Annotated in this window: 22 protein-coding genes and 1 riboswitch; of the genes, 6 read left to right on the top strand and 16 right to left on the bottom strand. The window is 66.7% G+C overall.

The features are described from left to right. Positions 1-129 precede the first annotated feature (129 nt). Positions 130-2007: a TonB-dependent receptor domain-containing protein gene (locus KW843_RS06075; protein WP_218294156.1), complete on the bottom strand. Its 1878-nt coding sequence runs from the start codon at positions 2005-2007 to the stop codon at positions 130-132. 83 nt (positions 2008-2090) lie between these two features. Beyond that, a riboswitch (cobalamin riboswitch) is annotated at positions 2091-2329 on the bottom strand. A 36-nt stretch (positions 2330-2365) separates the two neighbouring features. On the opposite strand from KW843_RS06075, the gene KW843_RS06070 reads away from it, so the two are divergent. The 3 genes from KW843_RS06070 to KW843_RS06060 all read left to right on the top strand — a co-directional run bounded on the left by KW843_RS06070 (position 2366) and on the right by KW843_RS06060 (position 4148). Continuing rightward, complete coding sequence (locus KW843_RS06070; RefSeq protein ID WP_218294155.1) at positions 2366-2590, top strand: DUF904 domain-containing protein; 225 nt, start codon at positions 2366-2368, stop codon at positions 2588-2590. Next, positions 2587-2952 (top strand): cell division protein ZapA, encoded by a 366-nt coding sequence (locus KW843_RS06065; RefSeq protein WP_218294154.1) that lies wholly within the window; start codon positions 2587-2589, stop codon positions 2950-2952. The genes KW843_RS06070 and KW843_RS06065 overlap by 4 nt, the downstream gene beginning before the upstream one ends. Positions 2953-3332: 380 nt before the next feature. Continuing rightward, entirely contained in the window at positions 3333-4148 is an 816-nt protein-coding gene (locus tag KW843_RS06060) for a sulfite exporter TauE/SafE family protein (RefSeq protein ID WP_218294153.1), read from the top strand. Between the two features lie 80 nt (positions 4149-4228). On the opposite strand, the gene KW843_RS06055 is transcribed toward KW843_RS06060, so the two are convergent. The 4 genes from KW843_RS06055 to hemN form a co-directional block, all read right to left on the bottom strand. Continuing rightward, complete coding sequence (locus KW843_RS06055) at positions 4229-6676, bottom strand: bifunctional diguanylate cyclase/phosphodiesterase (protein WP_218294152.1); 2448 nt, start codon at positions 6674-6676, stop codon at positions 4229-4231. Beyond that, the gene (locus tag KW843_RS06050) at positions 6673-7971 is read right to left on the bottom strand and encodes an HD-GYP domain-containing protein (RefSeq protein WP_218294151.1); all 1299 of its coding nucleotides are present in this window, start codon (positions 7969-7971) and stop codon (positions 6673-6675) included. The genes KW843_RS06055 and KW843_RS06050 overlap by 4 nt, the downstream gene beginning before the upstream one ends. Positions 7972-8181: 210 nt before the next feature. Then, the gene (locus tag KW843_RS06045) at positions 8182-8940 is read right to left on the bottom strand and encodes a sulfite exporter TauE/SafE family protein (RefSeq protein ID WP_218294150.1); all 759 of its coding nucleotides are present in this window, start codon (positions 8938-8940) and stop codon (positions 8182-8184) included. Between the two features lie 5 nt (positions 8941-8945). Next, positions 8946-10328 carry an oxygen-independent coproporphyrinogen III oxidase gene (gene hemN, locus KW843_RS06040; protein WP_218294149.1) on the bottom strand — a complete coding sequence of 461 codons (1383 nt, stop codon included), beginning with the start codon at positions 10326-10328 and terminating at the stop codon, positions 8946-8948. A gap of 186 nt (positions 10329-10514) precedes the next feature. On the opposite strand from hemN, the gene fnr reads away from it, so the two are divergent. After that, the gene (gene fnr / locus KW843_RS06035; protein ID WP_218294148.1) at positions 10515-11237 is read left to right on the top strand and encodes a fumarate/nitrate reduction transcriptional regulator Fnr; all 723 of its coding nucleotides are present in this window, start codon (positions 10515-10517) and stop codon (positions 11235-11237) included. Positions 11238-11302: 65 nt separating this feature from the next. On the opposite strand, the gene KW843_RS06030 is transcribed toward fnr, so the two are convergent. The 9 genes from KW843_RS06030 to KW843_RS05990 all read right to left on the bottom strand — a co-directional run bounded on the left by KW843_RS06030 (position 11303) and on the right by KW843_RS05990 (position 19366). Next, complete coding sequence (locus KW843_RS06030; RefSeq protein ID WP_218294147.1) at positions 11303-11596, bottom strand: hypothetical protein; 294 nt, start codon at positions 11594-11596, stop codon at positions 11303-11305. A gap of 51 nt (positions 11597-11647) precedes the next feature. Then, complete coding sequence (locus tag KW843_RS06025) at positions 11648-11929, bottom strand: FixH family protein (RefSeq protein WP_218294146.1); 282 nt, start codon at positions 11927-11929, stop codon at positions 11648-11650. A 72-nt stretch (positions 11930-12001) separates the two neighbouring features. Further along, positions 12002-13447: a cytochrome c oxidase accessory protein CcoG gene (gene ccoG, locus KW843_RS06020; RefSeq protein WP_218294145.1), complete on the bottom strand. Its 1446-nt coding sequence runs from the start codon at positions 13445-13447 to the stop codon at positions 12002-12004. 88 nt (positions 13448-13535) lie between these two features. Further along, the gene (ccoP, locus tag KW843_RS06015; RefSeq protein ID WP_218294144.1) at positions 13536-14456 is read right to left on the bottom strand and encodes a cytochrome-c oxidase, cbb3-type subunit III; all 921 of its coding nucleotides are present in this window, start codon (positions 14454-14456) and stop codon (positions 13536-13538) included. Between the two features lie 24 nt (positions 14457-14480). Next, the gene (locus tag KW843_RS06010; RefSeq protein ID WP_010460656.1) at positions 14481-14618 is read right to left on the bottom strand and encodes a cbb3-type cytochrome c oxidase subunit 3; all 138 of its coding nucleotides are present in this window, start codon (positions 14616-14618) and stop codon (positions 14481-14483) included. A 12-nt stretch (positions 14619-14630) separates the two neighbouring features. After that, positions 14631-15263, bottom strand: coding sequence for a cytochrome-c oxidase, cbb3-type subunit II (gene ccoO, locus KW843_RS06005; RefSeq protein WP_218294143.1), 633 nt, complete (start codon positions 15261-15263; stop codon positions 14631-14633). A gap of 17 nt (positions 15264-15280) precedes the next feature. Then, on the bottom strand, positions 15281-16720 hold the full coding sequence (ccoN, locus tag KW843_RS06000) for a cytochrome-c oxidase, cbb3-type subunit I (protein WP_218294142.1): 1440 nt from the start codon (positions 16718-16720) through the stop codon (positions 15281-15283). A 64-nt stretch (positions 16721-16784) separates the two neighbouring features. Next, entirely contained in the window at positions 16785-16922 is a 138-nt protein-coding gene (gene ccoS, locus KW843_RS05995) for a cbb3-type cytochrome oxidase assembly protein CcoS (RefSeq protein ID WP_056169616.1), read from the bottom strand. Further along, complete coding sequence (locus KW843_RS05990; protein ID WP_218294472.1) at positions 16922-19366, bottom strand: cation-translocating P-type ATPase; 2445 nt, start codon at positions 19364-19366, stop codon at positions 16922-16924. Before KW843_RS05990 ends, ccoS begins: the two co-directional genes overlap by 1 nt. A gap of 107 nt (positions 19367-19473) precedes the next feature. Here KW843_RS05990 and KW843_RS05985 point away from each other — a divergent pair, with 107 nt between their 5' ends. Together KW843_RS05985 and KW843_RS05980 are read left to right on the top strand one after the other, a co-directional pair. Beyond that, entirely contained in the window at positions 19474-19917 is a 444-nt protein-coding gene (locus KW843_RS05985) for a universal stress protein (RefSeq protein WP_218294141.1), read from the top strand. 164 nt (positions 19918-20081) lie between these two features. Next, positions 20082-20714, top strand: coding sequence for a TetR/AcrR family transcriptional regulator (locus KW843_RS05980; RefSeq protein WP_218294140.1), 633 nt, complete (start codon positions 20082-20084; stop codon positions 20712-20714). Between the two features lie 55 nt (positions 20715-20769). Here the strand turns inward: KW843_RS05980 and KW843_RS05975 are convergent, their stop codons facing one another. Together KW843_RS05975 and KW843_RS05970 are read right to left on the bottom strand one after the other, a co-directional pair. After that, positions 20770-22344, bottom strand: coding sequence for a malonyl-CoA synthase (locus tag KW843_RS05975; RefSeq protein WP_218294139.1), 1575 nt, complete (start codon positions 22342-22344; stop codon positions 20770-20772). A gap of 62 nt (positions 22345-22406) precedes the next feature. Beyond that, positions 22407-23210, bottom strand: a complete 804-nt coding sequence (locus tag KW843_RS05970; protein ID WP_218294138.1) for an enoyl-CoA hydratase/isomerase family protein — start codon at positions 23208-23210, stop codon at positions 22407-22409. Between the last annotated feature and the right edge of the window lie 32 nt (positions 23211-23242).

Below are 23242 nucleotides of genomic sequence, written 5' to 3'. Positions count from 1 at the left end.
TGGGACACATTCCCGGCATGCCGATGAAACTGGCACGCACGAAGCCAGTGCCACCGTGGAACTGGCTCCGCCAGGCCCCGGGTGGCATCCCCCCGTGGGGGGAAGGCGCGCAGCGCCTCAGGGGGTGCTTCACTGCGGGGCCCACTTCACGCCGACGTAGGCGGTGCGGCCCGCGGTGGCGTAGGTGCGGGCCAGCTCATAGTGCTTGTCGGCCAGGTTGTCCACGCGCGCCACCAGGGTGAAATCGCGAGCAACCCGCGTGCTGGCATACAGGCTGACCAGCGTGTAGCCGCCCAGCACCGTGGTGTTGGCGGCGTTGTCGAAGCGGCGGCCAGAGGCCTGCACCTCGGCGCCCACCGTCCAGCCAACGAGTTGCGTGTCGGCTCCCAGTGTGCCGTGGCGCTTGGAGCGGCGGGCCAGCAGCTTGCCCGTGGCCAGGTCGCGCGGGTTCTGCAGATCGAGCGAGCCGCGCAGCTGCACGCCGCCGAGGCGGTACGAACCCGCCAGCGTCACTCCCTTGTACTCGGCCCGCGCGGTGTTCACGTAGCAGCCGAAATCCGACGGACAAGGCCCTGCGGCCCCGAACGTGATCAGATCCTGCACCCGGTTGCGGTAGGCGGTGGCGGAGAAGCTGCTGCCGCCCTCGGCCCAGCGCAGGCCCACCTCGACATTGCGGCTGCTCTCGGGATTGAGCGACCCCGTGCCGTACTCGCTGAAGCGGTGGTACAGCGTGGGGGCCCGGAAGGCCGTGCCCACCGATGCCGTCGCGCGCCACTGGGGCGCAAAGGCGTAGCCGTAGGCCAGGCTGCCCGTGCCCTTGCCGCCGAACTCGCTGTCCGCGTCGTGCCGCACATTGGCCTGCACCGTGTGGCCGCCCGCGCTGTAGCCATAGCCCAGCGCAACGGCGTCCTGCGAGCGCTTGCGGTCGATGGGCTTGTTTTCCAGGTTGTCTTCGCGGCGCTCCAGCGCGGCGGTCAGCAGGTGCGCACCCTCGCGCCATTCATTCTGGAACAGGTAGCCGCGCAGGTGGGTATCGCTCAGGTACACCGAGGGCTTGGTTTCGTACCTGTCGCGCGAATCGGTCAGCTGCAGGCGCGTCTTGTACTGCGGGGTCCATTGCGCCTGCCAGTTCAGGCCCAGGGCATGCAGCCTGTGCTTGTTGCGGTCATCCTTGCCCAGGCCGCTGTCGTAGCCGCTGTCGAGGTCGTTGACCAGCAGCGTGCCTTCCAGCCGGTGCATGGCGTTGACCTGCAGGCCCACCCGCGCGTTGGCAGAGGTGCTTTCATACCCGTCGCGGTCGGGGTTCTGCGTGGCGACGGTGCGCGCGTTGAAGCCCTTGCTTTCCTCGCGTGCAATGCCCAGCGCGTAGTCGATCGTGCCGCTGGCACCGCTCACACCGGCTTCGATCTTGCGCGTGCCGTGGCTGCCGAACCCCACGCCCACATAGGGCGCGGTGCCGTTTTCGCCGCGCTTGGTGAAGATCTGCACCACCCCACCCATGGCGTCGGAGCCATAGACCGCGCCCGCCGGGCCGCGCAGCACTTCGATGCGGTCGATCTGCGCCAGCGGGATCGACTCCCATGCCGCGCCGCCGGTGGATTGGGAATCGATGCGCACGCCGTCGATGTACACGGCCGTGAAGCGCGACTCAGCGCCGCGCAGGAACACGCCCGTGGTCGTGCCGGGGCCGCCGTTGCGCGAGAACTCGATGCCGGGGACACGGGCGAGCACGTCGGCCAGGCCGGTGGCGCCACTGGTTTCGATGGTCTCGCGATCCAGGACGGTCACATCGGCCACCAGGTCGGACAAGGGCTGGGGCGTGCGCGTGGCGGTCACCACGGTTTCGGTCAGCGAGGGCGCGCGCAGGTTCTGCGCCAGCAGCACGGGGCCGCCGGCATCGGCCTGCTGGGCCTGCACGGAGCAGGCGCCCACAACGGCCAGCGCCACCAGCGCGGGACGCAGGCACAGCGGCGCAGCAAGGCGCGCACGAGAGGTACGGATTTTCATGGGGAACATCGTCAACAAACAAAACCCGCGCCGGCCTCCCCGCCAGCAAATGGGTGATACGGCTGCGCGCATCCTGATCGGGCGCGTGCAACCACCGTGTTGGCCGGTATCCGGGCTGGCGGAACACCCTTCAAAGCCTTCCCAGGGGCTTGTTCAAGGCACCCAGTGGCATGTGTATGAAGGGGGAATCGGAACGATTCGTCCGCTGACCGTTGCGGGGGCAGCGCAGGCTGGGCGCACCATGGTTGGCGGCACCTCCCTGCTTCCCGTTGAACTGCGGCATGTGAACCACACCGCGAGCACCAACAACGGGATTTTACGACCGTTTACAACCGCCAACCCTACAATCGACAGCTGTATGGCAACACCGTCCACCACCGACCAGATCGCCGAGCGCGTCGAACGCCTGCTGCTGCGGCACGCGGAACTGCAACGCACCAACGCGCTGCTCGCCGATCAGGTGGCCGCCCTCGCGCAGGAGCGGGATTCGCTCAAATCGCGCCTGAGCGCGGCCCGCGCCCGGGTTGACGCGCTGCTGGAGCGGCTGCCCGCGGCGGCCCCTGTCACGAAAGAATCCGAATGAAGCAAATCGAGGTGCAGATCCTGCAGCAAAGCTACCTGCTGACCTGCCCCGAGGGGCATGAAAGCCGCTTGCTGGATGCCGTTGAACGCGTCGACACGGCCATGACCCGCATCCGCGACGCCGGCAAGGTGCGCGCCCGTGAACGCATCGCGGTGCTGGCCGCGCTGAACCTGGCTTTCGAGATTGCGGACCGCGAGGCGGCCGACCTGGCGGCGGGCGCGGCTGCCAAGTCCTCCCCGCCGCCTGCGGCACAGCCCGGAGCACAGGCCGCCTTGCCCCTGCCCGAGCGGGACGAGGACCACCTCAAGGTCCTGGTCCAGCGGCTCGACGAGGCATTGGGCGAGGACGGGCGCCTGCTCTGACGCGGCGCCCCCCGGCACCTCTGAACCCGGCGCGCCGCCCTGCGTCTTTACATGTCCTGGCGCCGGCGTCGGACTCCGCCAGCGCCTACAATCAGGCTGTCTGCGATGCTGTCGGGCTTTATATTTCCTTGAACCAATGCTCAACGAGCTCGGGCTTGGTACATTGCCCGGTGAGCGTGATCATCTCGCGTCAGATGAACCCAATGCTTGGCTGCCCTCGCCCACCTGAACCCCCGGTTCAGGATGAGAGTCCGGTGGCAATCGCAGACACCTTCTTCCTTCCCCATGCCGCTGTCGCCGCCGCCTCACCTTCCCGCTGAACGGCCGACCGGGCGCCGCCTCCCCGCCCCTTGTTCCCTCCCCTTCTCCCTTTTTGCCCCATGCTGGATCCTCTCCTGATCGTTGAACTCGGTGTACTGGGCCTGGCAACCGGCTTTCTGGCCGGCCTGCTCGGCATCGGCGGCGGCATGCTGCTGGTGCCGTTCATGACGTACATCCTGGGTGCCCAGAAGGTGGCACCGGACCTCGCGGTGAAGATGGCCATCGCGACCTCCATGGCGACGATCATGTTCACCTCGATCTCCAGCGTGCGCGCGCACCACCAGCGTGGGGCGGTGCGCTGGGACATCGTCAAGCGCCTGGCGCCCGGCATCGTGCTCGGTGGATTCATCGCCAGCCTGGGCGTGTTCGCGCTCCTCAAGGGCTCGTTCCTGGCGATCTTCTTCGCGCTGTTCGTGAGTTTTTCGGCCTCTCAGATGTTCCTGGACAAGAAGCCCGCCCCCTCGCGCCAGATGCCTGCCGGCGCGGGGCAGGTGGCGGCGGGCGGCGTGATCGGGTTCCTGTCGGGGCTGGTGGGTGCCGGCGGCGGCTTCGTGAGCGTGCCGTTCATGACGTGGTGCAACGTGCCCATCCACAATGCCGTGGCCACCAGCGCCGCGCTCGGCTTTCCCATCGCCCTCGCCAACGTGGTGGGCTACGTGATTGGCGGCCAGAACGTGAGCGGATTGCCCCCGGCATCGCTGGGCTACATCTGGCTTCCCGCCCTGGCGGTGATCGCGACCTGCAGCGTGCTCACCGCGCCCCTGGGCGCCAGGGCGGCGCACAGCCTGCCGGTCAAGCAACTCAAGCGCGTGTTCGCATCCCTGCTCTTCGGCCTGGCGGCCTACATGCTCTGGAAGGGCATCGCGGCCTCCTGAGGCTCTGCCGTGGGGCCACGGCGCAAGGGCAGCGGAGATGGTGGCCAAGGCGGTGGTGCGAAGCCCTTGGCCTCGCGCGCCTAGGTCTGGACGGAATTGCGCCGGCCCTGCGCCTTCAAGGGCAGCGGCTTGCCCAGCAGGGCACGAAACTCGTGGGCAGGAAGCCCGGGCGCGCACAGAAAACCCTGGTAGTGGTCGCATTGCATCTGAAGCAGCACCGCCTGCTGGGTTTCGGTTTCCACGCCCTCCGCCACCACCTCCACATGCATGGCGCGCCCCATGCTGATGATCGCGCTCACGATGGCCCGGTCGCCATCGTCGTCGGGCAGCCCGCGCACGAACGACTGGTCGATCTTGAGCTTGTGGATCGGCAGCTTCTTCAGGTACGCCAGGCTGGAATAGCCCGTGCCGAAATCATCGATGGCGAGGCCAATGCCCAGGCCGGCCAGCACGCGCAGGCGCTGCTCCATCTCCTGCGCATCCTGCAGCAGGATGGTTTCGGTCAGCTCCAGCTCCAGCAGCGTGGGCGGCAGCTGGTGCACCGCCAGCAGGCGCGTGATCCGGTCCACGAAATCGGGCTGGCGAAACTCCAGCGCGGACACGTTCACCGAGATCATGATGGGCATGCCGCTGTGCATCCACACCGCCGCCTCGCGCACGGCCTGCTCCATGACCCAGGCACCCAGCGTGACGATGTAGCCGGACTCCTCCGCGAGGGGGATGAACTGCCCGGGCGAGACCGCGCCGAATTCAGGGTCGGTCCAGCGGATCAGGGCCTCGGCGCCCGTGATGCGCCCCGTGGCCATGTTGACCTGCGGCTGGTAGTGCACCGCCATGCGGTCCAGCCCCAGCGCCTGGCGCATCGCATGCTCCATCTGCATGCGCGACAGCAGGTTGGCGTTCATTTGCGGCTGGTAGAAGCCATAGCTGCCCCGGCCGCGCTCCTTGACGCGGTACATGGCGGTATCGGCCTGCTTGATGAGGTCGTCCAGCGTGGCCCCGTCCTGCGGGTACAGCGCCATGCCGATGCTGCACTGGATGGAGAAACCCATGCCGTCGAGCATGAAGGGCTTGAGCATGTCGTCCAGGATGCGGCGCGCCACGCTCTCGGCCACCACGGCATCCCCACCGTGCAGATAGATGACGAACTCATCCCCGCCCAGCCGGCACAGCATGTCCGTCTGGCGCAGGCAGGCCTGCAATCGCTCGGCCACCAGCTGCAGCACCCGGTCGCCAAAGGGATGGCCCAACGAGTCATTGATGATCTTGAAACGGTCGAGGTCCAGGAACAGGATCGCGAAACCGGTGTCGCTCTGGCGGGCGCCCTGGATGGCCGTGTCCACCCGCTGCGACAGAAGCAGCCGGTTGGGCAGCCCTGTGAGCACATCGCTGTACGCCAGCTCTTCGATGCGCTTCTGGGCCGCATGCTGCAGCGTCAGGTCGCGCATGAAGCCGATGCTCTGCACCAGCCGCCCCTCGTCGTCGCGCAACGCCACCCACGACAGCTGCACCGCGCAATAGGTCCCGTTGTCCCGGGGAAGCCACAGCTCGCCTTCCCAGAAGCCTTCGCTGGACCAGCCTTGCAGCACCTGTTCCATGAACGCCGCATCGGGGCCGCCGCCAAAGAGAGAGGCCGCCGTGTTGCCTTCGAACGACTTGGCCGACGGGCCCACGAGGCGCTCGCATCCCGGGTTCATGCGCAGGACCCGGTGCTGGCTGTCGGCGATGAAGATCGCGTCCAGGCTGGATTCGAACACCCTGGCGGCAAGGCGCAGGCTGGCTTGTATCTCGGTCTGCCGGGTGATGTCCCGGAACGAGTACACACGCCCCACCGGCCGCCCCTGGCTGAACTGGGGGACCGTGCGCAGCTCCAGCACCGCGCCGTTGCGCAGCACCAGGATGTCGGTGCTCTCCTGCATCGGCTCGCGCGCAATCGCGGCCAGGCGCTCCGAATAGGCCGCCGCATCGTTCACCTGCGTGGCCATGTGGGCATACACCGCCCCATCGTCACGCTCAAGGAGCAGGTCGCGCGGAATGTTCCACAGCTGTGCAAGGCGCTGATTGAACGCCCGCACCCGGCCATCAAGGCTGCAGACGAGCATGCCGTCGGCCGCGGAGTCCAGGGTTGCGCGCAGTTCGGACAGCAGGGTTTCCAGTTCGCGCTCGGTGGCCTCCTGGGCACTGCGGTCCAGCATGGTCAGCATGTACACCGTATCGCCGCCCGCTGCGCCCCAGGGCACGCGGCTTACCTGCCGGTCCACGGGCACCAGCGTGCCATCCGCACGCAGAAGACGGGTGTGGGAATGGATGCCGCCCGCCACCACCTCGGCGGGCTCCCCCCAGAACGCCTGGTCCTGCGGCGTGGTGGCCAGGCCAAGCACCGATGCACCGACCATGGCGGACACGGGGGTCCCTACCAGCCGCTGCGCGGCGGCATTCGCGTGCAGGATGAGCAGGCTGGCCTCATCGACAAGCCAGACGGCTTCCTGCAGCGCGTCAAGCCAGCCGTGGGATTGCGAAACCCTCACGAACCTGCCTCTTCATTGCCGGGACTGACCGCACGCTCGAAAAAGTAACAGATGCGCTGACGGGGAGAGAGATAGTCCAGCGCATCGCGTGGCAGCTGCGCGGGCTTGAGGCTGCGCCGGATGCCCAACTCGGGCACCGTTTCCAGGTCCAGGATCGGTGCTTCGTCCTTGGGCACACGGGAATCGTGCACGATGACCTTGGGCCGCAGGGGCCGCGACGAGTTGACCGAGGCAACGATCGCATAGCGGTCATTGACCAACTGGACAATGGAGCCCGGCGGGTACACCCCCATCATGCGGATGAATGCCCCCAGAACCACGGAATCGAAGCGCGCCTTGAGCTGCGCGAAGATGACGGACAACGCCTCGTGGGGCGTGAGCGCATCCACGCCGTTGGCCGGGTTGCACATGCGGTCGTACCGGTTGACCAGCGCCAGCACCTGCCCCGCCCGTCCCAGGTCAGGCCCCGACAGCCGCAGGGGGAACCCGCTGCCATCGGCCATTTCGTGATGCCGCGCAATGGCCGTCAGCACCGCTTCGGGCAGCCCCATGCGCGTGGCGAATGCCACGGACTCGCCCACGTGGGACTCGTAGCGCGTTCGCTCCATGGGGATCATCGAGGGCGTGGGCTGGCGCAGGTTCGGCGGCAGCTTGAGCTTGCCCAGGTCATGGATCAGGGCCGCGATGCCGAGATCATGCAGCTCGGAGCTCTTCATGCCCAGGGCACGGCCCAGCAGCAGGGAGATCACCATCACGTTGATGGGGTGCAGGGCATTGCGCTCGCCAACGCCCTCCGACAGCAACCGGATGACGGAGTCACCGTTCTCGAGGAGTTCCGATACGCAGCCAGCCACCAGCGCATCGCCCTTGGTGCGGGCCTGGTCCGGGTGCTCGGACGCAACGCGTTCGAGTGCCTGGTACTGCCGGGTGGCCTCTCCGAACCGCTGGTTGCAGGCCGCCAAGGTGCGGTTCTGCGCCTCCAGCAATTCGCGCCGGCGCTGCGCCTCCGGGTCCACGGTGGCCGTGGCGCCGGGGGCATCCGGTCCCTGGGCCGAGGGCACCGTCATCTCCGGCACGCTCCAGGCGGCCGGAACCAGCTCCCGTTGCTCCGGATCGCTTTTCTTGGGGACGTATCGCACCTCGGTGAGCCCCAGTTCCCGCAACGTCGCGATCTGGTCCGCCGATGCCACCCGGAAACTGCTCACCGGGAACGGATGGTGCATCCAGCCCACATCGAGCTGGATGTACATGCCGACGCGCAGTTGGCTGATATCGATGAGGATGGAGGAGTTCACTTCGGGGCGCGCGAAACATGGAGACGTGAATGCCACCAATAGTTACACAGATTATCGCCAGTTCGAAGGCCTTGTCGAAGGAGCCCACCCGCGCCGCGGCGGCACGGCAACACTTGCCTGCCCGAAGGCGCGGGGCGGGGCAATCCCCCTCATGGGGATGTGGGTTACCGAAACCGCCGCGCCCTCAGGCCGCCGCGGCCCGAATGCACGCTAGCGGCACCACAGCGAGGGTTTGTAGACGAGGTCCATCCACAGTGCCCAGCTTGCCACCGCGCAGAGCAGGCCACCGGCGGCGCGCGTCCCCCAGTCCGCGCGCACGGTGTTGAGCCGGGCCCGCAACCGCGTCCAGGCCCAGGGCCCGCCGACCAGCCAGACGCCGCTGCCAATGCCAAAAAGCGCCATGGACAATGCGCCCTCCAGGGGCCCTCCGCTCAAGGCAGCCACCAGCAGCGCCGAATACAGCAAGCCACAGGGCATCAGCGCCCAGAGAAACCCCGCGGCAAGAATGCCTCCCGGGGCACGGACCAGAGGCCGCACGCGCTCCCACACGCCACGGCCCGCCTGCTCCACCCAGAGCGGCTGCCGCGCCTGGACCATCAGCATCAGCCCCCACGCCATCACCGCGACGTGCATCAAGGTCCACGCCGGGCGCAGTGCCATGGTCTGCTGAGTGAGCCACGCCAGGCTGTCCATGGCCAGGGCGGCCAGCCCGCCCGCCAGCGCATATCCCGTCAGGCGGCCCGCATGAAAGGCCACGGCCCGCCGGGCCACGCCACCGCGCGGTGCCCACCGCACCGCCTGCACCTTCGGGGGAGCCCCCTCCGCCGGCGCCCCGGCGCCCGGGGCGGATGCGCAGCCCGCGCTCCCCTGCCCCACCACGGCGCCACAAGGTGCCGAGCACATGGCCAGGCAATGGGACCCGCCAACGAGCCCCATCAACAAGGCAGTCGAGGCAACCGTTGCAAGCATGGGATTCAGATGATGCGTGAAAAACGCGCGCGGTTGCGGTCTGCCTGCAGATATCGGTCGAAAACCATGGCGATGCCGCGCACGAAGAACCAGCCCATGGCCGTGACCTCGACACCGTCGGGCCTCACCTTGACCAGCCCCTGCTCGGCCATGGTGTCGAGTTGCGCCAGTTCGGCGGAGAAATAGTGCCGAAAATCGAGGAGCCAGGCCTGTTCCATGGGCTCGAACAGCAGTTCTCCCTGGCACATCAAGGACATGATGACGGCGCGGCGCACGAGGTCGTCCCGCGTCAGGGCCAGGCCACGCACCACAGGCAGACGCCCCTGGTTCAGCAGGTCGTAGTACTCATCCAGGGTCTTGGCGTTCTGGCTGTAGGTGGCGCCGACCCTGCCAATGGCCGACACGCCCAGGCCGATCAGGTCGCAGTCGGGCTGGGTGCTGTAGCCCTGGAAGTTACGGTGCAGGCGGCCCTGCCGCTTGGCGACGGCCAGCGAGTCCTCCGGCAGCGCGAAGTGGTCCATCCCCACATACACATAGCCGGCGCCCATGAACGCGTCGAGCGAACGGGAGAGCATCGACACCTTGCCGGAGGCTGCGGGCAGTTCGGCGGAGAGGATGCGGCGCTGGGGCTTGAACCGCTCCGGCAGGTGGGCATAGGCATACAGCGCAATGCGATCAGGTCGCAACTGAACCACCTGCGCCAGCGTGCGGTCGAACGACTCCGGCGTCTGGCGCGGCAACCCGTAGATCAGGTCCACATTGATCGATTCGAAGCCGAGCGAGCGCGCGGATTCCACCAGCGAAAACACCTGTTCGGCGGGCTGGATGCGGTGCACCGCCTTCTGGACCTCGGGGTCAAAATCCTGCACGCCAAAACTCAGCCGGTTGAATCCAAGCTCCGCGAGCACGGCAAGCCGGTCGGCATTGACGGTACGGGGGTCCACCTCGATAGAGTACTCCCCGCCCGGCGCCAGGGTGAAGCTGCGCTGGAGCATCGCCATGAGTTCCCGCAAGCCATCGTCCGACAGGAAGGTGGGGGTGCCGCCGCCCAGGTGCAGCTGGCTCACCACCTGGCCCGTGCCGCAGTGCGCCGTGTGCAGATCGATCTCGCGGCTGAGATAGCGCAGATAGACTTCAGCCCGGTCGTGGTGCTTGGTGATGATCTTGTTGCAGGCGCAGTAGTAGCACAGCGACTCGCAAAAGGGGATGTGCACATACAGGGACAAGGGCAGCGCCTTGGTCAGGGTGCCCATGCGGCGCTGCTCGAGGGCGAGGGCGTAGTCCTCCTGGCCGAAGGCTTCCACAAACCGGTCGGCCGTCGGATAGGAGGTATAGCGGGGGCCTGGTACGTCAAAACGGCGCAGCAGGTCAGGCGAAACAGCGGTCATGGGGCGAATCCTTGCGTACACCTTGACTGTGCCGTAAGCTGCCCCCCATGTCCTTGACATGAATCAAGTGATGGAGTGGCCGGAACAGCGACAATTTGATGCATGTCAGTCGCCTGCCCGCCCTTCAAGAGACTCCCTCTTCGGCCATCGGGCGGTATGCTCGAAACCTAACTCCGCCCTGTGCCTATGAACCCGCTCACCATCAAAGTCGCCTGTTCCAATTGCAACCTGCGCGAGCTGTGCATGCCGGTGGGCCTGAGCGAAGAGCAACTGCACCGCATCGACGAGGTCGTTGCAGTTCGCCGCAAGGTGAAGCGCGGCGGCACGCTGTTTCGCAATGGTGAGTCGTTCACCTCGCTTTATGCCATCCGCACCGGCTTTTTCAAGACCTGCGTGGCCACCGAGGACGGGCGCGACCAGGTCACGGGGTTCCAGATGGCGGGCGAGATCATCGGCCTGGACGGCATCGTGAATGACCATCACACCTGCGATGCGGTGGCCCTGGAAGACGCCGAGGTCTGCGTCATGCCGTTTGACCGCATCGAGGAACTGTCCCGCGAGGTCACCGCGCTGCAGCACCACGTGCACAAGATCATGAGCCGCGAGATCGTGCGCGAACACGGCGTGATGCTGCTGCTGGGCAGCATGCGTGCCGAGGAGCGCCTGGCAGCGTTCCTGCTCAATCTGGTGCAGCGCCTGCACGCCCGCGGATTCTCGCAGTCCGAGCTGGTGCTGCGCATGACGCGCGAGGAGATCGGCAGCTACCTGGGCCTCAAGCTCGAGACCGTGAGCCGCACCTTCTCCAAGTTTGTGGAAGAAGGCATTGTCGAAGTCAAGCAGCGCCATGTCCGCATCCTCGAGACCGACGCGCTCAAGCGCATCGTGAACAACCAGTCCGCCTGCCACTGAGCAAGGCGAGCCAGGACCGCCCGTCCCGGCAACGCCTTGCCACCGGAGCCCGGCCGGTGCGCTGTTCAAGGGCAGGATGATGTCTTTCGGCAATCATCAGGGCGCTCGCCTTCGGGCACGGGGCAGCGGTTGAGTTCAAAGGGCGACATTGCCAGCAGCGTGGTCAACGCGCTGGAGGCCATGGTGATGGCCCAGAACGCAAAGAACGCGAGCGTGTAGACGCCCTGGCGCGACAGGGCCAGCGGCTGCCCGAACCAATGCAGGTCCTGCGGGTCCACCATCGCAAAAACCAGCATCTCCATCGCGCCCGCCATCAGAAAGGCGGGCCATGCAATCCACATCAGGCGTTGCGTCCACATCGGGGTTGTCTCCTGGTAAGGCCGCGCAGACCCGCTGCTCGGCCAGGGGTTTCAGCGTGGCTGGTCCTGAACCGGCGTTGCCGCGTGGTTGCGGCCCTTCATGGCCGGGGCCAGGCTCTTCTCCGGAGCCTCCAGCGTCTTGTTGATTTCTATGCCCTGGCGGTAGTAGTCCTCGGCGACCACGGGGTCTGGCCGCGAAATCGCCAGCCACAGCGTGACAAAGCCCGCCACGATGACGATGGCAGGGCCGGCGATGATCAGCCAGACGTGGCCGAATTTCCACCAGGGCGCAGCGGTGGCGGGGGCGGAGCCGATGGCTGGATTGGATGGCATGGGTGCTTGCTCCTCAAAAATCTTCTCGGTCATACAACGTCCCCGGGGCCGTGCACCGGGGTGCACGTCGCCTCATCGGGGCACCAGGAATACGGACTTCTCGGTCACATGGGCCGCAGCGCCCACCGCCTGCACATCGAACTGCACGGCATGGGAGCCCGGGGGCGCGGAGCCATACGGTATCTGCAGGCGCACGGCCACCCACCGGGACTCCGCGGGGCCAATGTCCACCTCGGCTTCAGAGGCCACCTCCAGCCCGTCCAGGCCGCGGGCGCCGATGCGGTAGTGCTGGGGGCCTTCGGTGGCGTTCATGATCTGCAGGCGGTAAATATTCTCCAGCTTGCCGCCCGCCACGATGCGCGACAGGGCCGCGCGGTCGCGCACCACATCCACCTTGAGCGGCGTGCGGGTGACCAGGCTGGCCATCATGCCCACGCACAGTGCCACCAGCACGGCGGTGTAGATCAGCACGCGAGGCCGCAGGACGCGCCGCAGGATCTGCGACTGGCTCCAGCGCTGCGCCACGCCGTTCTGCGTGGAAAAGCGGATCAGCCCCCGGGGGTAGTGCATCTTGTCCATCACCGTGTTGCACGCATCCACGCACAGTCCGCAGCCAATGCACTCGTACTGCAGGCCCTTGCGGATATCGATGCCCACGGGACACACCTGCACGCACAGGGTGCAGTCAATGCAGTCGCCCAGGCCCTTGGCCTTGTGGTCGATCGTCTTGTTGCGCGGGCCGCGCGGCTCGCCGCGTTCCACGTCATAGCTCACGATCAGGGTGTCCCGGTCGAACATCGCGCTCTGAAAGCGCGCGTAGGGGCACATGTACTTGCACACCTGCTCGCGCATGTAGCCCGCATTGCCATACGTGGCAAAGCCGTAGAACAGCACCCAGAATATCTGCCAGTTGCCCTGCAGCGCCAGCAGTTCCGCGCCGAGCTCGCGGATGGGCACGAAATAGCCCACGAACGTGAACCCCGTCCACAGCGCCACGGTGATCCATACCACCTGTTTGAGAAACTTCTTGCGGATCTTCTCGAAGGTCCAGGGCCCGTTGTCCAGCCGCAGCCGGGCACTGCGATCGCCTTCGATCTTGTGCTCGATCCACATGAACATTTCGGTGTAGACCGTCTGGGGACAGGCAAAACCGCACCACAGCCGCCCCGCCACGGCCGTGAACAGGAAAAGCGACAGCGCCGAGATGATGAGCAGGCCCGTGAGATAGATGAAGTCCTGCGGATAGAGCACCAGCCCGAAAATATAGAACCGCCGTGCCCCCAGGTCGAACAGCACCATCTGGCGCTGCCCCCACTCGAACCAGGGAAGGCCGTAAAAGACCAGTTGCGTGAGAAACACCATGCCCCAGCGCCAGCGTGCGAACAGGCCACTGATGGAGCGCGGGTAAATCTTCTTCTGCGCTTCGTACAAGGAGACGATCTCGCCCTCGGACGAGGCATCGGATGCAACCGGTGCAATCGGAATGACCTTGCGGGCTGGCCCGCTGGGTGGCTTCATGGTGGTGTCGACCTATTGGCTTGGTGTGTCTTCAGCAATGGGGCAAAAAGCCGGGCGCAGCGCCAGGGGGCGCGCCACCCGGCCCAGATCAGCGCACCGCGGCAGCCTGCTTGCCGTTGGACAGGCCCCATACATATGCAGACAGCACGCCGATCTGCGCTTCCGTCAACTTGTCGGCCTGGGCCGGCATCTGGTTGACCTTGCCGTTGTTGACCATGGCGGTAATGGCCGCCTCGCCCCAGCCATGCAGCCAGACGTCGTCGGTCAGATTGGGGGCACCCAGCGCCTGGTTGCCCTTGCCGTCCATGCCATGGCAGGCCGCGCATGCCGTGAACTTGGACTTGCCCAGCGAAGCACGCAGCGAATCGTGCGGGCTGCCCGACAGGCTCAGCACATAGTGCGACAGGTTGCGCACGTCTTCGGGCGTGCCCACTGCAGCCGCCATGGGAGGCATGTTGCCCACACGGCCCTTCTCGATCGTTTCACGGATCTTCTCGGGCGCCCCGCCATGGAGCCAGTCACCGTCCGCCAGATTGGGGAAACCCTTGCTGCCGCGCGCGTCGGAACCATGGCACTGAGCGCAGTTGTTCATGAACAGGCGCTCGCCAATGGCCTGGGCCTGCGGGTCCCTGGCCACGTCTTCCGGCTTCATCGAGGCGAAACGGGCATACAGCGGCTCCAGTTCAGCCTTGGCCTTGGCCATCTCGGCTTCGTATTCGCCCTTCTGCGTCCAGTTCAGCTTGCCGGTGAAACTGCCAAGGCCTGGGTAGGCGGCCAGGTAGCCGAAGCCGAAGACGATGGTGATGACGAACAGCCAGACCCACCAGCGCGGCAGGGGGTTGTTCATCTCGACCAGGTCCTCGTCCCAGACGTGGCCCGTGGTGTTGTCGGCCGTGGCCATCACCTTCTTGCGGCCTGCCATCCATAGCAGGATGCCGCAGGCGATGATGCCGACCAGGGTCAGCGTGGTCACAAAGACCGACCAGAAATTGCTGGTGAAGTCACTCATGGGGTGTTCTCGTTCTGGTGGGGGTCAATCTTGTTCAAAGGGCAGCCGAGCGGCCTCGTCAAACCGGGCCTTGTTGCGGCCCCGGTAGGCCCAGACCCAGATGCCGACGAAGCAGGCCATCGAGGCCAGCGTGGCGACGATGCGCATGGTGGTGATGTCCATTGCGAACCTCCTTTACTTGAGCGCACGGCCCATGACTTGCAGGTAGGCGACCAGCGCCTCCATCTCGGTCTTGCCCTTGACGTCGGCCGCGGATGCCGCGATCTGCTCGTCCGTGTAGGGCACGCCGACGGTGCGCAGCGCCTTCATGCGCGGCGCAACGCTCGCGGGGTCCACCGCGTTCTTTTCCAGCCAGGGATAGGCGGGCATGTTCGACTCAGGCACCACGTCGCGCGGGTTGTTCAGGTGGATGCGGTGCCACTCATCGCTGTACTTGCCGCCCACGCGGTGCAGGTCGGGTCCGGTGCGCTTGCTGCCCCACTGGAAGGGATGGTCGTACACGAACTCGCCCGCTACCGAGTAGTGGCCGTAGCGCAGCGTCTCGGCGCGGAAGGGGCGGATCATCTGCGAATGGCAGTTGTAGCAGCCCTCGCGGATATAGATGTCGCGGCCCACCAGTTGCATGGCGTTGTAGGGCTCCACACCCTTGACCGCCTCGGTCGTGGACTTCTGGAAGAACAGCGGCACGATCTCCACCAGGCCGCCAATGGCGATCACGAGCAGGATCAGCACGATCATCAGGAAGTTGTTGGTCTCGACTTTCTCGTGGGAGAAGCCGGTCGAAGAAGATGGATTGTTGTTGGACATGGGTTATCTCCTTCGGCTCAGGCGTGCGCCGCATTCACGGCGGGAATGGCAACCTTGACCGAACGGCCCGAGATCGCTGTCACCCACACGTTCCAGGCCATGACCACCATGCCCCCCAGATACAGCAGGCCGCCAGCCACACGGATCACATAGAAGGGGTACGTGGCCTTCACGCTCTCGACGAAGGTGTAGGTGAGCGTGCCATCGGGATTGATGGCGCGCCACATCAGGCCCTGCATCACGCCGGCGATCCACATGGCGGCGATGTACAGGACGATGCCGATGGTGGCCATCCAGAAGTGCAGCTCGATCGCCTTGATGGAGTGCATCTTCTCGCGGCCGAACAGGCGGGGAACCAGGTAGTACAGCGACCCCATCGAGATCAGACCCACCCAGCCCAGGGCGCCGGAGTGCACGTGGCCCACGGTCCAGTCGGTGTAGTGGCTCAGGGCATTGACGGTCTTGATGGACATCATCGGGCCCTCGAACGTGGACATGCCGTAGAACGACAGCGACACGATCAGGAAACGCAGGATCGGGTCGTCGCGCAGCTTGTGCCAGGCGCCGGACAGCGTCATCACGCCGTTGATCATGCCGCCCCAGCTGGGGGCCAGCAGGATCAGCGAGAACACCATGCCCACCGATTGCGTCCAGTCGGGCAGCGCGGTGTAGTGCAGGTGGTGGGGACCGGCCCACATGTAGGTGAAGATCAGCGCCCAGAAGTGGACGATGGACAGGCGGTAGCTGTACACCGGACGGCCTGCCTGCTTGGGGATGAAGTAGTACATCATCCCGAGGAAGCCCGCCGTGAGGAAGAAGCCCACGGCATTGTGGCCATACCACCACTGCACCATCGCATCCTGCACGCCCGCATAGGCCGAGTAGCTCTTCATGAAGCCGGCGGGAATCGCTGCGCTGTTGACCACATGCAGCAATGCCACCGCCAGGATGAACGCACCGAAGAACCAGTTGGCCACATAGATGTGCTTGACCTTGCGCACACCGATGGTGCCGAAGAACACGATGGCGTAGGACACCCAGACCAGCGTGATCAGGATGTCGATGGGCCATTCAAGCTCGGCGTACTCCTTGCCGGAGGTGTAGCCCAGCGGCAGGCTGATGGCGGCGGCCACGATGACCAGCTGCCAGCCCCAGAACGTGAACGCCGCCAGCGGCCCGGCGAACAACCGGACCTGGCTGGTGCGCTGCACCACGTAGTAGCTTGTGGCAAACAGCGCGCAGCCGCCAAACGCAAAAATCACCGCGTTGGTGTGCAGGGGGCGCAAGCGCCCGTAGCTGAGCCAGGGTATGCCAAAGTTGAGTTCAGGCCAGGCCAGCTGGGCGGCGATGATGACGCCCACCAGCATGCCAACCACCCCCCATACCACGGCCATGATAGAAAACTGCCGCACCACCGTGTCGTTGTAGTGCGCAGCATTTGTTTTTGGAGAATCCATCGGGCACCTCTTTGTATTGCATTAAGAGTTTGTTGCAGCCAGCTTTTCAGGGCATTGACACAAGTCAATCGTCTCGGAGAATCCGTTCACCTTCTTGCTCGACGCTCTCGAACTGGCCGTGATGAACCGCCCACCACAGTCCTGCAAGAACCATCAAGACCAGCACCACGGACAGCGGAATCAGCAGGTACAGAATGTCCATCAGGCGGCCTTCAGCGTTGTCTTGGTGATTTCAATGGCCGGAGCACCCTCTGGCGGCAGCGGCGCCGCGCCCGAGGAAGACAACGGCGGAAGATCTCGTGCGAGGCGCGCGGCATTGAGGACCACCAGCAGCGAACTCAGCGCCATTCCCAGCCCGGCAAGCCAGGCGGGCATGAAACCCGCCACGGCCAATGGAACACACAGGGCGTTGTAGCCCGCGGCCCACCACAGGTTCTGGCGCACCACACGCAGGGTGCGCCGCGCCAGCAGCACCGTTTGCGGCACCAGCGCCAGGCTGTCGCCCAGCACGACAAAATCGGCCTGCGCCTGCGCCAGCGGCACGGCGCGGCCAAACGCGAAGGACACATGGGCGCCTGCCAGCACCGGGCCATCGTTCATGCCATCGCCCACCATGGCCACGTGGTGGCCGCCGGCCTGCAGCGCCTGCAACGCGGCCAGCTTGCCCTGGGGCGTGCACTCCCCCGCCGCCTGCGCTATGCCCGCCTGCGCAGCCACGCGCCGCACCGACACGGCCCGGTCACCGGACAGCAGCTGCACCGCCATGCCGGCATCCGCCAACGTCGTCACCACGGCCGGGGCCTCGGCGCGCAGAGCCTCCACCAGGTCGAAGCGCGCCAGTTCCAGCACCCGCCCGTCGGGGCGCTGTTCCGACAGCACCACCTGCAGTGCGGCGCCGTCCTGCGGCGCCACGCCCGCATGGCGAGCGGAGCCCAGCCGGAACGTGCGGGCAGGCTCCGCGCCCAGGCCATCCCGCGCCACGGCCACCAGGCCGAGCCCGGCTTCCTCCTGCAGGCCGCTCACGATCCAGCGCCCGTCGTCCTGCGCGCCAGCAGCGGCCACCACGGCGCGCGATGCGGGATGCATCGATTGGCGCGCCAAGGCGGACGCCAGCGCCAGCGCGCCCCGCGCCGTCCATCCTTCGGTGGCATGCACGGCTTGCAATGCCATGCCGTCCCGCGTGAGTGTGCCGGTCTTGTCAAACACCACGGTATCCACACGGGCCAAGGCCTCCAGGCCCTGCAGGTTGCGCACCAGCACGCCATGGCGCGCCAGCGTGCCCGCCGCCGTGAGCATGGCGACCGGTGTGGCCAGGGACAGTGCGCAGGGGCAGGTCACGATGAGGACCGCCACCGCCACCATCAGCGCATGGCCAGGATCGGAGGGCCACCAATACGCGGCCGCCAGGGCCGCGGCCGCGAGCACCGCCACCAGGAACGGCCGCGCGATGCGGTCGGCCAGCTGTGCCAGCCGGGGTTTCTGCAGCGACGCGCTTTCCATCAAGGCCACGATCTGCGCGAAGCGCGTCTGCCCGCCCGTGCCCTCCACCTGCACCTCCACCGGCGCCTGCAGGTTGTAGCTGCCGGCCGTGACCACGCTGCCCACGGGCCGCGCCACCGGGGTGGACTCTCCCGTCAGAAGGGATTCGTCGGCCTGGGTGCTGCCCCGGGTGATGCGCCCATCGGCCGGAAAGGCCTCGCCCGGCAGCACGCGGATCGTGTCCCCCACGGCCAGGCGGCGTGTGGCCACGCGCACGAAACTGCCATCCGCCGAGCGCCGCTCCACGCTGTCGGGCAGGCGATTCATCACGGCTTCCAGCGCGCCGGCAGTGCGGTCGCGCAGGCGCAGCTCGAGCCAGCGCCCCGTGAGCAGGAAAAAGACGAACATGGTCAGCGAGTCGTAGTACACCTCTTTCCCGAAGATGCCCGTGGGGTCGAAGGTCCCGGCCGTGCTCACCGCGAAAGTGATGGCCATGCCCAGCGCCACGGGCAGGTCCATGCTCACGCGGCGCAACCGGATATCGCGCAGCGCGCTGGAGAAGAAGGGTCCGCACGCAAAGACCACCATCGGCAAGGTAATGACCCAGGAAGCCCAGCGCAGCAGCTGCTCCATCTCCTGCGTGAGGTCGCCCGGCTGTGCCACATAGGCCGGCCACGCGTACATCATGACCTGCATCATGCAAAAACCCGCCACCAGCCAGCGCCACAGCGCGCGGCGGCTCTCGCGCAGGCGCTGCTCGCGTGCAAAGGCGTCCATGGCGGGCATGGCGCGGTAGCCTGCCTTGTGCACTGCTTGCATCCACTGCGAGGGGCGCACCTGCGCCGGGTGCCAGACCACGCGCGCGCGCCGCGTGGCGGCGCTCACATCGGCCTGCTGCACGCCCGGCACGGCGCGCAGCGCGTCTTCGATGGTGAGCGCGCAGGCCGCGCAGTGCATGCCCTCCAGCACCACCTGGGATTCCCAGGCGCACGCGGCAAGGTCCGCGGGAGCACCACCCGCCTGAGCACACGGGCGGCCGAATGCCGACCATTCCTGCGGGTCGTCCAGCAGCACGGCCTGCGGAGCGGGCGCGGCCGCCGGCCACGCGTCCGTCCCGGCATCTGTCTGATGCACCGGGGATGAGGCCGGCGCACCGGGTCCAAACATTGACATGGTTCAAGCCTATCGTGAGGGCCCGGCAGGTACATTGACCTGGATCAAGCCCCGGAACATGATTGATCCTAAGCTTGTTCCATCACTTTGAGGAGCCCTTTATGTACAAACGCATCCTGATTGCCACGGACGGTTCGGCCCTGTCGGACAAAGCGGTGGAGCACGGCCTGTCCCTTGCAGCCCTGTCGGGCGCCACGGTGGTGGCCCTCAAGGTCGTGCCACGCTATCCCCGCAGCTACTTTGAAGGCGGCATGCCGGTCGACATGAGCGACGTCAAGCGCATCGAGAAACAGTGGGGCGACGCCGCGCAGGCCATGGTCGATGGCGTCAAGACCGAAGGCATCGCCCAGGGCGTTGCCGTGAAGGCCGTCATCGCCAAATCCGATCTCGTCGCGGAAGCGGTGATCTCCGCCGCCAAGAAACACAAGTGCGACCTGATCGTCATGGCATCGCACGGCCGCAAGGGGCTCAAGCGCCTGCTGCTGGGCAGCGAAACCCAGCATGTGCTCACGCACTCGCACATCCCCGTGCTGGTGCTGCGCTGAGCACAGGACAGAGGCCCCGCCGCGCGGGCCTTGCCCAACGGCAGGGGCGGAGCCACGGCCGTGGCCGCCCCCGGGGAGCGGGCTGAAGGCACGCGGCGCATGCAGGCCTGCCGGCAACATACAGGTCTGTATCACATCTCCGCGCGATGTGGGAAAATCTGCGCATGAGACCACCCGGAACCCGTGACGGCACCCCGTCCTCGCGAGCTGCCTCCTCCGCCACGCCCGCGGCCATGCCGCCCGGCGATGTGCAGCAACGCATCCTCGACACCGCTTCCCAGCTTTTCTACAACGAAGGCGTTCGTGCGGTGGGCATCGACCTGATCATCGAGCGCGCGAAGATCGCCAAGACCAGCCTCTACCGCTACTACCGCACCAAGGATGACCTGATCGCGGCCTTCCTGGAGCGCGAAGACCGCGAGTTCTGGCAGCAATGGGACGACGTTGTCTCAACGCACGGCCCCGATCCCGCGGCGGAGCTCGACGCCCTGCTCCAGTGGGTGGGCGAGCGGGTGGCCCGCCCGGGCTACCGGGGTTGCCCCCAGCTGAACGTGGCCGCGGAATTCGCGGACCCCGCGCACCCTGCCCGCGCCATCTCGGCCCGCCACAGGCTGGAGCAGCGCAAGCGGCTTTCGGCGCTGTGCCGGCGGCTCGGTGTGAAAAAGCCGGACGTGACCGCCGCCCAGCTCTCGCTGCTCGTGGATGGCGCGTTCAGCAGCGGCGCGCTGCTGCTGGGCGACAGCGCGGCCAAGGCCCTGCGGGCGGCCGGACGCGCCCTGATCGGCGGCGGGCACTGACTGCGGCGGGCAGGTGCCAGCAGGCCGCGCCTGCGGCAGCCGCCAGCCCACGGGGTCAGGAAAACAGTGCCTTGTGCTGCTCGCGCAGAAGGTTCTTCTGCACCTTGCCCATGGTGTTGCGCGGCAACTCGTCGGCCACGAAGCAGCGCTTGGGGATCTTGAAGTTGGCCAGCTGCGACTTGAGCCGCGCCACGATGGCCTCGCCGTCGAGCTTCACGCCCGGCTTGGCGATGACCACGGCCACGCCCACTTCGCCGAAATCCGGGTGGGGCACGCCCACCAGCGCGCTTTCGGCCACGCCGGGCATGTCGTTGATGTAGCCCTCGATCTCGGCGGGGTAAACGTTGTAGCCGCCGCTGATGATCAGGTCCTTGCTGCGGCCCACGATGCTCACGTAGCCGCGCTCGTCCACCTTGCCCACGTCGCCGGTCTTGAACCAGCCGTCAGGCGTGAACTCCTCGGCCGTCTTCTCGGGCATGCGCCAGTAGCCCTTGAACACATTGGGGCCCTGGACCTGGATGTTGCCGATCTCGCCCACGGGCAGCCGCTTGTTGGCATCGTCCACCACGCGCAGGCCCACGCCGGGGAGCGGGAAGCCCACGGTGGCGCCGCGCCGCTCGGTCTGGCCGGCATGGCGCGCGTCGGCCGCGTAGGGGTTGGATGTGAGCATGATGGTCTCGCTCATGCCGTAGCGCTCCAGGATGGTGTGGCCGGTGCGCTGCTGCCATTCGTTGAAGGTCTCGATGAGCAGCGGCGCCGAGCCCGCGACGAACAGGCGCATGTTCTTCGCCGCCTCCTTGGTGAGGCCGGCCTCGCCCAGCAGGCGCACGTAGAGCGTGGGCACGCCCATGAAGACGGTGGCGCACGGCATGGCGGCGAGCACGGCCTTGGGGTCGAATTTGCTGAACCAGATCATCTTGCTGCCATTGATCAGCGCGCCGTGGATGGCCACGAACAGGCCGTGCACGTGGAAGATGGGCAGGGCGTGGATCAGCACGTCGCCACGGCCATCAGGCCCTCCGGTAGCCGTCCAGCCCCAGTACTCCTTGAGCACCTGCGCGTTCGACAGCAGGTTGCCGTGCGTGAGCATGGCGCCCTTGCTGCGGCCCGTGGTGCCGCTGGTGTACAGGATGGCGGCCAGGTCATCGGCCGCGCGCTGCACGGGCGTGTGGCTGTCGCCATGGTGCGCCGCGCGCTCCAGCAGGCTGCCGGTGCGGTCGTCGCCCAGGGTAAAGACGTGCTGCGTGCCCAGCGTGAAGGCGATCTTCGACACCCAGCCGAAGTTGCCCGGGCTGCACACCACCACCGCAGGCTCGGCGTTGCCGATGAAGTACTCGATCTCGGCGCTCTGGTAGGCCGTGTTGAGCGGCAGGAACACGTAGCCCGCGCGCAAGGTGGCGAGGTACAGCAGCATGGCTTCGACCGACTTTTCCACCTGCACGGCCACGCGGCTGCCCTCGGGCAGCTTGAGCGAGGCCAGCAGGTTGGCGATGCGCGCGCTGGCATGGTCCAGGTCGGCCCAGCTGTAGTGCAGCGGGGTGCCGTCGGGCGCCGTGGTTTCCACGGCGGTGCTGCCCAGGTCGGAGGGAAAGGCTGCGCGCAGGGCGCTGAAGAGGTTGTGTTGGCTCATGGCAGTTGGGCGGGGTTGCAAATGGTCAGATCCACAAGAGGAATGGAAATGGGCAAGGCCCATCAAAACACGGGGGCGCGTTTTTCAAGGAACGCGGTGATGCCTTCGCGGTGCTCGGCGCTGTCCGCGTACGCATAGGGGTCAGGCACATCGTTTGCTATATATTTAATAGCTGATTGCGCATTTACAGCAGGCGCCACAGGCACTTTCAATGCCCGAAATGTCTGTTTGTTCATGCGGGCGGCCTGGGGTGCCAGCGCGGCAATGCGCTGCGCGCTGCCCACCGCCTCGGTGGCCGTCCTGTCGTCGGCCACCACGCGGCTCAGGAAACCGCGCGCCAGCATGTCGGCGGCGCTGAAGGTGGCGGCTTCCAGCAGCATCTGCCGGGCCGTCACATCGCCCACGGCGCCGGCCACCAGCTGCGCCTCGCGGGGGGCCATGGGGAAGCCGAGCTTGGCGATGGGGGCACCAAAGCGGGCCGTACCGCCCGCGATGCGGATGTCGCAGCAGCTGGCGATCTCCACCCCGGCACCCATGCAGGCCCCGCTGATCTGGGCCACGATGGGGACGTCGCACAGGAGCATGGCGCTCAGCCCGCCCCAGACGTCGTTCTCATGGAAATCGCGCAAGGCCGCGGTGTCGAAGCGAAAGCCCGGGTACTCCGAAATGTCGCCCCCCGCGCAGAAGGCATCGCCCTCGCCGGCGATGAGCACGCAGCGCACATCGCTGCGCCGCTGGATGTCTTGAAACACCTCGCGCAGTTGCCGCCACATGCCCCGCGACATCGCGTTCAGCCGCCCGGCATGGCGCAAGGTGACATGCACCACGCCACGCTCACCGGCATCCATCAACACTTCACCTGACATATTCGTTGCCCATCACGTTTGCAAAGTCCACG

The organism is Acidovorax sp. sif1233, assembly GCF_019218755.1.
Taxonomy (GTDB): domain Bacteria; phylum Pseudomonadota; class Gammaproteobacteria; order Burkholderiales; family Burkholderiaceae_C; genus Acidovorax.
This window is presented reverse-complemented; position numbering and strand designations above follow the sequence as displayed.